A 13,009-nucleotide genomic window follows, 5' to 3' on the forward strand; every position below is an offset into this window, starting at 1 on the left:
CGGCATGTTCCTGTTCGTTCCGATGGCCCGCGGGGGCGGGGGCGGGTGCGGTCCAGGTGAGGCGGGTGCGGTCAGGTGAAGCAGGCGGGGACGCCGCGGGCGCCGCCGCGGGAGAAGGCCTGCAGCCGCTGGGAGGCGGTGCCGTGGTCGCCGGGCCTGGTCCAGGGGGTCCTGTCGCCGATGACCTGGAACGAGTCGACGATCTCGCGGGTGTCGCCGGTCTCGAAGGTGAGGTCGCCGTCGGCGGCGGATCCGTAGAGGACGGCGCCGGCGAGGCAGTCGGCCTGGAGTTCGGCGGCGGCGGAGACGAGGCGGCGCTGGAGGCGGTTCTGGACGGCGTGGCCCCATTCGTGGGCGACGACGAGGTACACCCAGGCGTCGCCGTTCGCGTAGCCGGACCGCATGAGGTGCGCGTCCCAGGCGAGGAAGTCGCCGGCGGGGCAGTACTCGGCGTTGTCGCGTTCGAGGGGTTCGCCGCCGCAGGTGGGCGTGGCGGCGGGGTCGGAGCCGTCGTAGAGGCCGACGACGCGCGGGGACCGGTAGGCGCCGGTGAAGAACCGGGTCCAGTGCCGGCGCCAGAAGCGGTCGGTGATCGCGGTGGCGGTGCGGAGGTCGCCTTCGAACCCGGCCTCGTCGAACCGGCGGGGCGTCGCGGGGGCGTGCGGTGAGGCGGTGGGGGAGCCGGTGGCCCGGGGGCTCTGCGCGGGACGTGCGGGGGCGGCCGTCCGGGCGGCGGCGGTGTACTCGCAGGCGCCGGTGAGCGTCATCGCGGCGGCGAGGGCCGCGGCGGCGATGGGGCGTCGGTTCATGCTGGGGGATACGCACGCGCGCCCCCCGGCGGTCGGGCCGGATCCGGCCGTTATGCCTGGAGCAGCATCCCGGCGGTCTGGACGAGGGCGGTGTTGTCGGCCGCGGCGGTGCCGTCCGGGAGGGTGAGGACGTCTTCGAGGCCGACGCGGACGTCGAGGTTGAAGCGGACGGCGAGGCGGAGGACGGGCCAGGCGCCACCGTCCTCGCCGTGCAGGAGGACGGGCCGCCCGTGGCCGGTGCCGAGGGCGTGCAGAAGGTCCTTCGCGGTGCCGGTCGAGGTCTCCGGATCGGTGTCGGTGACCTCGGCGAGGACGCGCAGCACCTCGCGGGCGCGCGGCCAGCGCAGGAAGCGCGCGGCGGCCTCGGTGCCGGAGAAGATCCCGGCCTCGACGCCGACGCCGCGGTCGAGGAGGGTCGCGGCGACGTCCTCGGCGCCGTCCTCGTGGAAGTTGACCGACGCGTGGTCGGGCAGGACGGTCCAGGACCGGATCAGCGCGGCGCGTTCGGCGGGGTCCGGCGCGGTCCAGGCGCCGGTGGTGACGCCGACGGGCACGCCCGGCGCGGCCTCGCGGACGGCTTCGAGCGCGGCGGCGACGTGGCCGGGGTCCATCGTGTCGGCGCCGGCGGCGTCGCGGGGGTGCAGGTGGACGTCCTGCGCGCCGACGTCCACCGCCGCGCGGACGGCCGCCGCGAGCTCGTCCGGCGTGACCGGGACGCCCTGCGCGCGGCTCCCGTTCGGACAGACCTGGAGCATGCTCCGATTCTCTCAGTAGCCGGTCAGGGCGTTATCACGCAGGGGCCGCCGTCGCAGACGTCGACGGTCCGCCCGGTGGTCAGGAAGATCGCCTTCTGCCGGCGCGCGTCGGCGTTGCCGCGCGGGTCGGAGTGCGGGTCACGGCCCTCGGTGGGCGGGGTGTTCGTGGTCGGCGGCGCGGGGGAGCCGCTGTCCCAGACGACCATCGCGGAGCCGCCGGTGGACGCGCCGAACGTCGGGATGTTCCAGTACGGGGCGACGTCCAGGCTGCGTCCGGCCCGGACGGTCGGGGCGTGGATCCTGGCGCCGACGGTGCGGGCCTCGACCTCGGCGGCGACGGTCGCGACCTGGTGGTCGCCGAACGCGACGTGCATCAGCACCTGGTGCTTCGGGGTGCCCGGGTACGGGTGGTCGGTCATGTGCCAGGCGTACCCGTCGGCCTCGCCGCGGTCCCAGAGCATCTGGATCAGCGCGAGGCCGATCTGCTGGTCGAGCTTGTCGGGGTAGAACAGGTCGAGGACCTTGGCGTACTGGGGGAAGTCGGCGCTGCGGTTGAGCAGCGTGCTGTAGTTCATGGCGGGCACGCCGAGGACGGAGCGGCGCAGGTCGGGGGAGACGGCGGTGAGCGCGCCGCCCATGATCCCGCCCTGGCTGTTGCCGTCGTAGGTGAGCGGTGCGCCCGGTGCGATCAGCGGCTTGCCGGAGTCGTCCTGGAACGCCTTGTCCGCCGCGAAGCCGCGGGTCATCGCGCGGCCGAGGAAGACGAAGTTCAGCATGCTCTGCTGGAGCCGGTCGGCGACGGTGCGGAACCGGCTGATGTCGGCGAGCGCGGAGACGACGTTCGGGACGTCCTCCTCGGACATGCCGATCCATCTCGTCGCGCAGAACGCGAAGTCGTGCTCGGCGGCCATCGCCTTGACGTTCCCGGCGTCGACCTCGCCCTCGCTGCCGAGGAGCCCGTGCCCGTAGAGGGCGGGGTTCGCGGGCTTGCCGAACGCGGCCTTCGGGATCTCGCACTGGAACGGGACGGCCTGGTTGTTGCCCGGCAGTTGCGAGGGGAGGCCGTCCTTGCCGTAGTGGAACGCCGATCCGGGGAGGCCGCCGTACTGGTCGAGGTAGCTCGGCGCCCACACGACGCCCTTCACCTCGCGGGCGATCTTGTCGTCGACGTTGTTCGTCACCTGCGTGACCAGGAACGACGGCGACCGGTTCCCGAGCTTGCGGAGCGCGTCGTCGCGGACGTGCAGCATCGGCCCGGCGATGCTCCGCGCGCTGGCGACGGTGAAGTCCCAGGCCAGGTACAGGCCGTCCCGGCTCACGCCGCGCCCGGCGAGGTCGGCGAGCACCTTCTTCTCCGCCTTCTGCCGGGCGGCGAGCGGGTCGGTGGACGGCAGCGCCGGGCCGAGGATCTTGGCGAACGCGGCGTTCGGCGCGATGGGGTTCCCGGACGCGTCGCGCAGGTTCCGCAGCGCGACCGCGTAGTGGTGGCCCTCGACGAGGTTCTTCGCGGGGTGGACGATCAGCGCCTTGCGGTCGTCGGGCGCGTTGGCGTCGAGCTCGGCCCAGTACGGCCAGCGCTGCCCGGTCGCGGTGTCGACGATGACGATCGGCGCGTCCGGCTTGAGCGACGCGCCGATGTCGGTGACGGGGGCGGCGCCGGTGCGCGCCAGGTCGACGCCCGGGACGCGGCTGAGCAGTTCGGACCCGGGGGAGAAGCCGTCGGCGCGGTTCCATTCGTCCGGCGAGACGGGCAGGCCGAGCGCGTTCTTCAGCGTCGTGCGCATGTCGATCCGCAGGCCGGTGGCGGTGTGCGGGTCGGGCCTGGTGTACCAGTTGCTCGGGAACGGCAGCAGGCAGGACGCCGGGTCGATCGGGTCGCAGCCGTCGCCTGCGGGGGCGGCCGGGGCGGGGGCGGCGGACGCCGGCGTCACGGCGAGCAGGGCCGCGGACAGGACCAGAGCGGCGCCCGCCGAGAGGGCGCGCAGGGACAGGACACGCATCGTCCACCTCCGGGGAGATCCGCGGCGTTCGGGGAGATCTTGGTCTCACCGCGGCCCGCGGTCAATGGGCGGCGGCCGTCGGCCGATGCCGGTCATCCGGAGACGGCCCGGAGGGCCATCGGCCCCCGGATGTTCCGACGACGTTAAATCTTCCGAAGTGACGGTTTCATCTCCGTTTCGGGGGGTGATCCGGTCTTGATCGCAAGCGATAGTGAGCGCAGCGCCGCACCCCACCGGGAAAGGAACGTTCCATGAAAGCCGTCCCGATCATCGACCTCGACCCCTGGTTCCACGGCGGCGAGCGCGACCGCGCCGCCGTCGCCGCGCGGGTCGACGCCGCGCTGAGCGAGATCGGCTTCCTGGTGGTCACCGGGCACGGGGTGCCCGCCGCCGACCGGGACGCCATCCGCGCCGCGGCGAAGCGGTTCTTCGCGCTGCCGGAGGAGGTCAAGCGGCGGTACGCGGCGACCGTGGGGGAGCGCGGCTGGCTGCCGCCCGGCGTCGAGGCCAACGGGTACGCCGAGGGCACCGCGACGCCGCCGGACCTGAAGGAGACGTTCGCGGTCGGCGCGGACCGCCCGATCGGCGACCCGCTCTTCGACGCCGAGTGGTTCCTGCCGAACGTGTGGCCGGGCGAGGTGCCGGAGCTGGAGGCGCTGCTGACCCGCTACCTGGCCCGGATGAAGCGGCTGTCGGACGACCTGCTCGCGCTGTGCGCGGTGGCGCTCGGCCTGCCGTCGGGCTTCTTCACCGCGCACGCCCTGCACCCGTCCTTCACGCTGAACATCAACCGGTACCCGCCGCTGTCGCAGCTCGGGGAGCCGGAGCCCGGCCAGTTCCGGATCGGCCCGCACACCGACTTCGGCACCGTCACGGTCCTGGACCGCCAGGACGGGGTCGGCGGCCTGCAGGTGCACTCCGAGGAGGCCGGCTGGGTGGACGCCCCGTGGGTCGAGGACTCCTTCACCATCAACGTCGGCGACCTGCTCGCCCACTGGACCGGCGGCCGCTGGAAGTCCAACCGGCACCGCGTCCTGCCGCCGGACCCGAGCGCCCCGGACGAGGAGCTCGTGTCGCTGATCTTCTTCTACGAGTGCGACCCGGACGCCCGCGTCGAGCCGCTCGCCCCGCCCCTCGGCCGCACCGCCGGCGGCGCGGCCGTGCGCGCGCACGACTTCCTCCTCGAACGCCTCGACGCCATCACCCTCGCCTGAGCACGCGGAAAGGTCCCCCCATGACGGAGATAAAGGAAGGCGCGCCCGCGGGCGTGGTCGTCCGCGAGGGCGACTACGGCGCCCGGGTCGCCGCCGTCGAGCCGGGCGGCGTCGGCTTCATCCCCCTCGACCAGCGGCACGGCCGGCCGCTCAACCTGCTGTGGACCTGGACGTCGCCGAACCTGGAGTTCGCGACGGTGTTCCTCGGCGTGCTCGCGGTCGCCGCGTTCGGGCTGACGTTCTGGCAGGCCACCGCCGCGATCGTGGCGGGCACGCTGCTCGGCTCGGCGACGCACGCGGTCCTGTCGGCGCGCGGCCCCCGCTACGGGGTGCCGGAGATGGTGCTCGGCCGGGTGCCGTTCGGGCACCGCGGCAACATGCTGCCGTCCGCGATCAACTCGGTGGCGGGCGGCGTCGGCTGGTTCGCGGTGAACAGCGTCAGCGGGTCGCTGGCGCTCAACACTCTGACCGGGATGCCGAAGCCGCTGTGCCTGGCGATCGTGGTCGCGCTGCAGGCGGGCGTCGCGTTCTTCGGGCACAACCTCGTGCACGCCTACGAGCGGTACGCGTTCCCGGTGCTGGCGGTGGTGTTCGGCATCGCCTCCGTGATCATCCTGGCGAAGGCGGACTTCGGCGCGCCCGCGCCGGAGGGCGCCGGCGCGGGCGGGATCGGCGCGTTCCTCATCGTGGTCGGCGCGAGCTTCGGCTACGCGGCGGGCTGGAACCCCTACGCCGCCGACTACACCCGCTACCTGCCGGCGACGACGAGCCCGCGCGCGGCGGGCCTGTGGGCGGGGCTCGGCGTCTTCGCCGGATGCACCGTCCTGCAGATCGTCGGCGCGGCGTCGGCGACGCTCGGCGGCAAGGCGCTCGCCGACCCGACCGGCGCGTTCACCGGGCACCTGCCCTCGCTCGTCGCGAACCTCACCCTGCTGGTCATCGCGATCGGCGCGGTCGGCGCCAACGCGATCAACATCTACTCCGGGTCGATGTCGTTCGTCGCGACGGGGATCCGGCTGCCGCTGCCGGTGCGGCTGCAGCGCGCGCTGGTCGCCGGGGCGTTCGGCGCCGTCGGGCTCGTCGTCGCCTACTTCGGGCTGGACGACGCCGGCCACGACTACGAGGCGTTCCTGCTGGTCATCGCGTACTGGATCGGGCCCTGGCTGGGCGTGGTGCTGGCCGACCTGGTGCTGCGGCGCGGGGTCTGGTCGGCGCGGGCCGCGGACGCGCGGGTGGACGCGATGGTGTTCGACGTCCGGCGCCGCAGCTGGGCCGGGCCCGCGGCGATGGCGGCCGCCGTGGTGGTGTCGGTCTGGCTGTTCTCCAACCAGGAGAAGTACGTCGGGATCGTGCCGAGCCACCACCCGTCGTTCGGCGACATCACGTTCGCGGCCGGGTTCGTCCTCGCGGCGGTGCTCTACGCGGTCCTGCGCAAGGTGCCCGGGTTCCGCGAGAACGGCTGACCGGTGGCGCGCTTGTCCGACGACGCGGGGCCGTGCGAGGTCAGCACGACCGGGGCGCCGAGCGCGTCCTCGATCGTCTCGACCGGACGGCGGCCCAGCGGAGCGTAGACCGGCCGCGCGGACGCCAGCCGGCGGGTGAGGGCGGCCTGGCGGTCCAGGTCGCCCCCACCTTCCGGCAGCCGGTCCACCCGCCCGACCGGCGTGGCGTAGGCGTGGCAGACGCGCAGATCGGGACGCGCCCCCGCGACGTCCAGATGCGTGACCGCCAGGCCGTCCACGCCGCCGGCGACCTCCAGCGCGTACCGGAGCGCGACGGCGTCGAGGTGGCCGGCGCGGAACGCGCCCTGCCAGGGGCCCGTGCCGTTGTGCGGTTCGGGGAGCGCGGCGGTCAGCGCCGCGTCCTCGGTGACGAACGGGCCCGGGCCGTGGCGCGTCGCGTACGTCCGCAGGACGCCGAGCCGCGCCGCCGCTCCCACCTCGCCCGCCTCTTCCAGCAGCGTCTCCGCGTTGGCGAAGGTCGTGGTGGACCAGGTCGTGTACGGGTGGAAGCCGTGCCACTCGTCGAGCAGCACGCCCTGCGCGCCCTCGAACACCACGTCGCCCGACCGGAGCAGGCCGTGCAGGTGGCCGCCGCCGACGATCCGCACCCGCCCGGCGAACGCGGTGAACGCGTCCGCGCAGGCGGCGACGTCCGGGACGTCCTCACCGGACGGGAACATCGCCCGGTACCAGTCGTGCAGGGCGCCGAGCCGGCGCCGCAGCCGCGCGGGGGACAGGCAGTCGCCCGCGCGCGGCGCGTCGTCGTGCGCGAGGGCGTACGACGCGGTCTCGCCGACGCCCATCCCGCACGACCCGTGCCGGGCCGCGCCGCGCGCCCGCTCGCGCGCGCGGTTGGCGGCCCGGTGGTACGGCGTGGTGAGCAGCGCGTCGCGGTCGACGGTGAGCCGGTCCAGCGCGTCGTCCACCCCGAGCCGCCCCAGGTGGTCGGCCTCGGCGGCGAGCGCGAGCGGGTCGACCAGCATGAACCGCGACAGGTGCGTCCGGACGCCCGGCACGAACGTCCCCGAGCCGAACTGGGCGAACGTGTGGTGCCGCCCGTCGTCGGCCACGACGTTGTGCGCGGCCTGCGCGCCGCCGTTGAACCGGACGACCGCCGTCACCGGGGACGTGCGGCAGAGGTGGTCGACGACCGTGCCCTTGCCCGCGTCCCCGAACCCGAGGTCGACGACGATGACGTGCCCCATCGCGGTGCTCTCCTCTCCTACGTGGGGTCTCAGAGCCGCGTCGTCGCGGACGGCCCCGCCGCGTCCAGGCCGGGCGGCGTCGCCGACACCGCGACCGGCGCGCGCGACGCGTCCAGCCGGGCCAGCGCCCGCGACACCGACGCGCCCGCGTCCGAGCCGGCCTCCGCCAGGTGGTCCAGGCCCTCGTCCAGGTCGATGGCGTCCTCGGCCAGCCCGACGGTCAGCGCGATCGTCTCGCACACCGCGTCGAGGTCGTCGAGGTAGAGGACGTGCTGGCCGAGCAGCCCCTGCCAGAAGTCCTTCAGCTGGCGGCTGCCGGAGTGGTAGGCGCCCTCGGGGATGATGAAGTACACCTCGTACATCCGCTGCAGCTCGCGCAGGACGTCCTCGATCGGCAGGTCGCGCTCCAGGTCGTCGCCGATGACCTTGGCGACCTCGCGCCGCTTGATCTTCGGGTAGGCCAGCTCGTCGCCGATCATGAACAGGTAGCCGCGCTTCCCGCGCCTGTCGAAGCAGTCGATCGAGGTGTGCCGCGCCATGAAGTACATGGCCAGCTCGTAGGACTCGCGCATCTGGCCGCCGCCCCCGCCCTCCAGCAGGATCTTGCCGAGGTCGTCGTCCATCCGGTTGTCGGCCTCGAACTGGCCGATCTGCAGCGGCGCCCGGTCGCAGGTCGCGTCGCCGACCGCGCCGAACAGGATGTGCGGGTCGGCGGCGTAGCCCTTGCGCAGCAGCAGCCCGAGCAGGTCGGGCAGCTTGGTCTGCAGGGTGCGCGGCACGCCGCCCATCGAGCCGGTCACGTCGAACAGCACGCCGATCGCCAGCGACTCGGGGTGGTCGTCGGAGTCGCGGCTCTCCCGGACCTTCACGCCCTTCGGGTCGAGGTCGGGGTGGACGGTGGTGGCGCCGCCGTCGCTGTAGGCGAACGCGCTGGCGCCGGTGGACGCGCGGTAGCTCGCGCGCGCGGCGTAGACGTCGGTGGACCAGTTTCCGCTTCCCATGGGTGGTCTCCTTCAGTGGGTGACGGGCAGGTGGAAGGGGCGGAAGCGCCGCGGGCCGTAGAGCCGTTCGAGCAGCTCGTCGAGCTCGCCCAGCAGCCGCCAGGCGTCGCGGGGACGGCGGTTCTGCGCGGACAGCAGGCAGCCGCGCGCGAACCCGCGCAGCGCCTTGGGCGCCTGGTCGCCCATCAGGTCGGTCATGCACCGGGTGGCCATGTAGAGGTCGGTGGCCTCGCTGGCGGGCCGCCGTGCCGGCACCTCCGGCGGGTACCAGTCGCGGTACCGCTCCACCAGGGCGGGGACGCGCCCGGTCGCGTCGGCGTAGGAGTAGCAGCCGGGAACGGAGTAGCACCAGTCGACCAGGACGAGCCCGTGCTCCTCCGGGTGGATCATGACGTGGTCGGGCAGCACCGCGCCGTGCAGGACGCCCGCGCGGTGCGCGAACCCGAGCCCGACCAGCAGGCGCCGCCACATCCACGCGGCGTCGCGCGGGTCGACGCCGCCGGGGTAGGCGGCCTTGACCTCGGCCAGCGTGCGGAACCCGTCGAGCGCGGCGACCGCGTTGGCCTGCCGCTGCGTCCCCGTCGCGGCGTCCTTGTGGCGGAACGACTCGACGAGGTACGGCACGTACGGCAGGAACCGCCCGTCGCCGTCCTTGGGGAGCTGCCGCAGCGCGACGGCCTCGCGTTCGAGCAGGTCGCCGTCGCGGGGGTCGCGCGGCATCTTCAGCAGCACCCCGCCCGGCCGGGTGTCCGTCCCGGCCCGGTACAGCTCGGCGAGGTCGCCGGAGACGGGGTCGCCCGCGATGCGGTAGGAGTGCCGGCGGGTCGTGACGACGGTCGGGTCGGACCGGTTGTAGGTCCGCCACAGCGCGTTCAGCCGGACGAACGCGTCGCGGGTGCGGCCGCCGGTCGCGTCCGGGTGGACGAGCCGGACGAGCCGCCGGTAGCGCCGCGCCGCCTCGGCGGCGTCGTCGCCGAACAGGTCGGCGGGGACGCGGACCCGGTCGAGCCGGGCCAGCGCCTCGTCGAGGTCGCGGGTCTTCCCGATGTGCCTGGTCATAGGGGGCATCACCTGATCTCTTCCTCGCGGCTGGGGCGCAGCAGTGCGGGGTGCAGGAGGCGGGCGTCGCCCGCGCGGTAGAGGCGGGGCCGGGGGCCGCCGCGCCGGCCGCCCTTGTCGGACGTCGCGCCGGTGCTCTCCACGAAGCCGGGCACCGACAGCACCTTCCGGTGGAAGTTGCCGGCGTGCAGCTCCTCGCCCCAGACCGCCTCGTAGACGGCGCGCAGTTCGGGGATGGTGAACTCGGCGCCGCAGAACGCCGTGGCGAGCGGGGTGTACTCGAGCTTGTCGCGGGCCCGCTCCAGGCCGTCGGTGAGGATCCGCGCGTGGTCGAACGCGAGCCGCCGGGTGGTGCCGGGCCGCTGGTCGCCGGACTCGGCCAGGCCGAGCGCGTCCACCGGGACCCAGGCCGCGTCGGCGGCGTCGCCGCCCGCCTCGGGGTCGGGGAGCTCGGGCGCGAACGCCAGGTAGGCGACGGAGATGACGCGCATGCGCGGGTCGCGGCCGGGGGTGCCGTAGGTGCCGAGCTGCTCCAGGTGGACGCGGCCGAGCGCCCCGTCCTTCCCGCTGAGGCCGGTCTCCTCGGCCAGCTCGCGGACGGCGGCGTCCGGCAGGTCCTCGGCCTCGCGCCGGCCGCCCGCGTGGACGAACCCGCCGGGCAGCGCCCACATCCCCTCGTACGGCGCGCCACCGCGCCGGACGAGCAGGACGTGCAGCGCGCCGTCCCGGATGGTGAGGGCGACGACGTCCACGGTCACGGCGACGGGGTCGTAGGCGCGCGGGTCGTAGCTCGCGAGGAACGCGCTCTCGTCGCGCATCGGTTCCGGGGACATCCGGGTCCCTCCATGGTCTCGGACTGAGTAAGTCTCATGTTGAGTTCATCTCGATATGAGAAGAACATAACCCGGGGTGCGGCGCTCTGTCCACCCGTTTCTCCGCGCATGCGCAGAGCGCCGTCTCCCACCTGGGGAGACGGCGCTCTGCGGGTGATCGTCAGCGGCGGTGGCGGCCGCCTGGGTACGGCGGCTCCTCGCGCTCGCCGTCCTCGTAGGGCTCCTGGACGGAGGGTTCCTGGACGTACGGCTTCTCGACGTACGGGTCCTGGACGTACGGGTCCCGCGTGTGGGGGCCGGTGCCGTACCGTCCGCCCTCGTAGGGGTTGGAGCCGAACTGCTCGGCGGAGTACCGCCCGCCCGGGTGCGGACCGGACGCGAACGGGTTCGGCACCCCCGGATCGAGCGCGTACGGATCGGCCGGCGGTTCACGGTCGTACGGTTCACGGTCGTACGGGCCGCTCGGCCGCCGTCCCACCGAGTACCGGCCCGTCGGGTAGGGGCTCTCTGGCGCAGGGACGTTCGGCCGCGGCCCCGCCCCGTACGAGCCGGGCGGCGGCACAGGGAACCCGCCGCCCTGCCCAGGCCCCGCGAACGACCCGTCGAAGGGCGCCACGCCGGGCGGCGGCGCCTGCGTCCGCGCGGCGGCCGGGCGCTCGGGCGGCGGCGCGTCCAGCAGCAGCTTCATCTGGCTCTTGCGACGGCCGTACGCCAGGTAAATCACGATGCCGACGGCCATCCAGACGGCGAAGTACCCCCAGGTCTGCACCTTGAGGTTGAGCATCAGCCAGCCGGTCGCGAGGATCGTGGCGGCGGCGGTGACCGGCGCGGCCGGGACGCGGAACGGGCGGTGCAGGTCGGGGCGGTCGCGGCGCAGCGCGAGCACGGCCGCCGAGACGAACAGGAACGCGAACAGCGTCCCGATCACGACCATCTGCTCGAGCGTGAGCACGTTGATGGTCTGCGACATCACGACCGCCGCGCCGCCCGCGACCAGCGTCGCCCGCGACGGCACCCGGTACCGGCTCATCCCGGCGATCGGGCGGGGCAGCAGGCCGTCCCGGGACATGGAGAACACCACCCGGGTCAGGCTGATCAGCACCACCAGGATCACGGTGGTCAGCGCCAGCACCGCGCCGACGTCGATGATCTTGCCCATGGAGTCCGCGCCGACCAGCCCGAACGCGGTCGCCAGCAGCGGCTTGGCGGGGTCGAGCCGGTCGGTGGAGACCATGCCGACCATCGCGACCGCGACCGCGACGTACAGCACGACGGCGATCGCCAGGCTGGTCAGCATGCCGCGCGGCACCTTGCGGGGCGCGTCGTCGGTCTCCTCGGACGCGGTCGCGATCAGGTCGAAGCCGATGTAGGCGAACGCGATCGCGGGCGCGGCGGCGAAGATCCCCCAGATCCCGAACACCCCCGGCTTGCTGCCGGTGACCGCGCCGAGCACCGCGTCCAGCACGGTGGTGGCGCCGTCGGGTGCGGGCCGCTCGGGCGGCACGAACGGGGTGAGGTTGCCGGCGTGGAAGAACTTCAGCCCGGTCGCGACGACCAGCCCGATCACGATCAGCTTGGCCATCACCATGAACCACAGGCTGCGCAGGCTCAGCCGGCTGCCGGTGGCGAGCATCGTGATCAGCAGCACCAGGATGCCGAACGCGAACAGGTCGAAGCCCTTCTCCTGCCCGATGATCCCGGCGAGCCAGGACGGCACGGGCACGGCGAAGTCGGCGAGCGCCTGCGTGGCGTACAGCGACCAGGCGCGCGCGACGACCGACGCGGCGAGCAGCAGCTCCAGCACCAGCGCCCAGCCGACCACCCACGCCCAGATCTCGCCGAACGCGACGTAGCTGAAGGAGTAGGCGCTGCCCGCCACCGGGACGATCGACGACAGCTCCGCGTAGGACAGCGCGGCGAGCAGGCAGACGCCGCCGGCGATCAGGAAGGAAATGATCACCGACGGGCCGGCGGTGGTCGCGGCCTGCTCTCCGGAGATCTTGAAAATGCCGGAGCCGATCATCACGCCGAGCCCGAGGACGATCAGGTCCCGGGTCCGGTACACCACCCGGAGGCGGTGCCGGCCGCCGTACAGCCGGCCGGTCGCCTGCTCTACCGGCAGCCTGCGGAACATGTTGTTGCGCATGCGGACGTCCCAGGTCATAGGTATCCCCCCTGGCCCGAACCCGCGCCGCTGTTCGCGAGAGACGGTGTGGTCGAAGTCCCTAAGAATTCACCAGGTATGACCATAATCGCAACGTTTTCCAGCGGATTGCTGTCGAGCGTCTGTTGTCGGATGCTGCCAAACCCCGGTCCGCCAGTATGGCGGAAGGAGCCGCAGGTGAGAGGCGGATGCCGAGTCCGTTTCTAGTGGACCGTTCCCATCAAATGCCGCCATTTCGAAGGAAAGCGCTTTCGATCGAGGCCGGGGAACGGCCGGGGTCGGCCGGTGCGGACGGTGGCGATCGGTGAAGATCGGTGACACCGTAGGGACGCCGCGTCCCACAGGAGGTTCGGTGTCCCGCCCAGCACAGCGCCCCTCGCCCTCGGCGGCCCTCCGCCGCACCGCGTTCGCCGCCGCCCTCGCCGTCACCGCCGCGCTCGCCGTCCCCGCGGCCGCGTCGGCGGCCC

10 protein-coding genes are annotated in these 13,009 nt (G+C 73.7%); 2 read left to right on the plus strand and 8 right to left on the minus strand.

The genetic code is table 11. The features are described 5' to 3' along the window. Positions 1–71: 71 nt before the first annotated feature. From F9B16_RS17495 to F9B16_RS17505, 3 genes are read right to left on the minus strand one after another with little or no spacing between them, the layout of a single operon-like run. Complete coding sequence (locus F9B16_RS17495; protein ID WP_225991708.1) at positions 72–809, minus strand: neutral zinc metallopeptidase; 738 nt, start codon at positions 807–809, stop codon at positions 72–74. Between the two features lie 50 nt (positions 810–859). Continuing rightward, positions 860–1,564 (minus strand): 3-keto-5-aminohexanoate cleavage protein, encoded by a 705-nt coding sequence (locus F9B16_RS17500; RefSeq protein ID WP_151541143.1) that lies wholly within the window; start codon positions 1,562–1,564, stop codon positions 860–862. A 23-nt stretch (positions 1,565–1,587) separates the two neighbouring features. Continuing rightward, positions 1,588–3,564, minus strand: coding sequence for a hypothetical protein (locus F9B16_RS17505; RefSeq protein WP_151541144.1), 1,977 nt, complete (start codon positions 3,562–3,564; stop codon positions 1,588–1,590). Positions 3,565–3,815: 251 nt separating this feature from the next. On the opposite strand from F9B16_RS17505, the gene F9B16_RS17510 reads away from it, so the two are divergent. Both F9B16_RS17510 and F9B16_RS17515 read left to right on the plus strand, forming a co-directional pair. Next, entirely contained in the window at positions 3,816–4,778 is a 963-nt protein-coding gene (locus F9B16_RS17510) for an isopenicillin N synthase family dioxygenase (RefSeq protein WP_151541145.1), read from the plus strand. A gap of 20 nt (positions 4,779–4,798) precedes the next feature. Further along, a complete protein-coding gene (locus tag F9B16_RS17515) occupies positions 4,799–6,241 on the plus strand; it encodes a purine-cytosine permease family protein (RefSeq protein ID WP_151541146.1) in 1,443 nt (480 codons plus the stop codon). Here the strand turns inward: F9B16_RS17515 and F9B16_RS17520 are convergent. The 5 genes from F9B16_RS17520 to F9B16_RS17540 form a co-directional block, all read right to left on the minus strand. Next, complete coding sequence (locus F9B16_RS17520) at positions 6,196–7,485, minus strand: adenylosuccinate synthetase (protein ID WP_151541147.1); 1,290 nt, start codon at positions 7,483–7,485, stop codon at positions 6,196–6,198. The two genes, F9B16_RS17515 and F9B16_RS17520, sit on opposite strands and share 46 nt — an antisense overlap. A 29-nt stretch (positions 7,486–7,514) precedes the next feature. Further along, a complete protein-coding gene (locus tag F9B16_RS17525; RefSeq protein WP_151541148.1) occupies positions 7,515–8,486 on the minus strand; it encodes a hypothetical protein in 972 nt (323 codons plus the stop codon). A 12-nt stretch (positions 8,487–8,498) separates the two neighbouring features. Beyond that, positions 8,499–9,545, minus strand: a complete 1,047-nt coding sequence (locus F9B16_RS17530; protein ID WP_151541149.1) for a serine/threonine-protein kinase — start codon at positions 9,543–9,545, stop codon at positions 8,499–8,501. 8 nt (positions 9,546–9,553) lie between these two features. Then, entirely contained in the window at positions 9,554–10,378 is an 825-nt protein-coding gene (locus F9B16_RS17535; protein ID WP_225991709.1) for an NUDIX hydrolase, read from the minus strand. A gap of 160 nt (positions 10,379–10,538) precedes the next feature. Then, positions 10,539–12,542, minus strand: a complete 2,004-nt coding sequence (locus tag F9B16_RS17540; RefSeq protein ID WP_225991710.1) for an APC family permease — start codon at positions 12,540–12,542, stop codon at positions 10,539–10,541. Positions 12,543–13,009 lie beyond the last annotated feature (467 nt).

It is taken from the genome of Actinomadura montaniterrae, assembly GCF_008923365.1.
Taxonomy (GTDB): domain Bacteria; phylum Actinomycetota; class Actinomycetes; order Streptosporangiales; family Streptosporangiaceae; genus Spirillospora; species Spirillospora montaniterrae.

Excerpts from the sequence above, each read along its gene's own strand:
- F9B16_RS17540 (WP_225991710.1), bottom strand. The coding sequence starts at position 12,542 with ATGACCTGGGACGTCCGCATGCGCAACAACATGTTCCGCAGGCTGCCG.
- F9B16_RS17495 (WP_225991708.1), bottom strand. The coding sequence starts at position 809 with ATGAACCGACGCCCCATCGCCGCCGCGGCCCTCGCCGCCGCGATGACG.
- F9B16_RS17500 (WP_151541143.1), bottom strand. The coding sequence starts at position 1,564 with ATGCTCCAGGTCTGTCCGAACGGGAGCCGCGCGCAGGGCGTCCCGGTC.
- F9B16_RS17530 (WP_151541149.1), bottom strand. The coding sequence starts at position 9,545 with ATGACCAGGCACATCGGGAAGACCCGCGACCTCGACGAGGCGCTGGCC.
- F9B16_RS17520 (WP_151541147.1), bottom strand. The coding sequence starts at position 7,485 with ATGGGGCACGTCATCGTCGTCGACCTCGGGTTCGGGGACGCGGGCAAG.
- F9B16_RS17505 (WP_151541144.1), bottom strand. The coding sequence starts at position 3,564 with ATGCGTGTCCTGTCCCTGCGCGCCCTCTCGGCGGGCGCCGCTCTGGTC.
- F9B16_RS17515 (WP_151541146.1), top strand. The coding sequence starts at position 4,799 with ATGACGGAGATAAAGGAAGGCGCGCCCGCGGGCGTGGTCGTCCGCGAG.
- F9B16_RS17535 (WP_225991709.1), bottom strand. The coding sequence starts at position 10,378 with ATGTCCCCGGAACCGATGCGCGACGAGAGCGCGTTCCTCGCGAGCTAC.
- F9B16_RS17510 (WP_151541145.1), top strand. The coding sequence starts at position 3,816 with ATGAAAGCCGTCCCGATCATCGACCTCGACCCCTGGTTCCACGGCGGC.
- F9B16_RS17525 (WP_151541148.1), bottom strand. The coding sequence starts at position 8,486 with ATGGGAAGCGGAAACTGGTCCACCGACGTCTACGCCGCGCGCGCGAGC.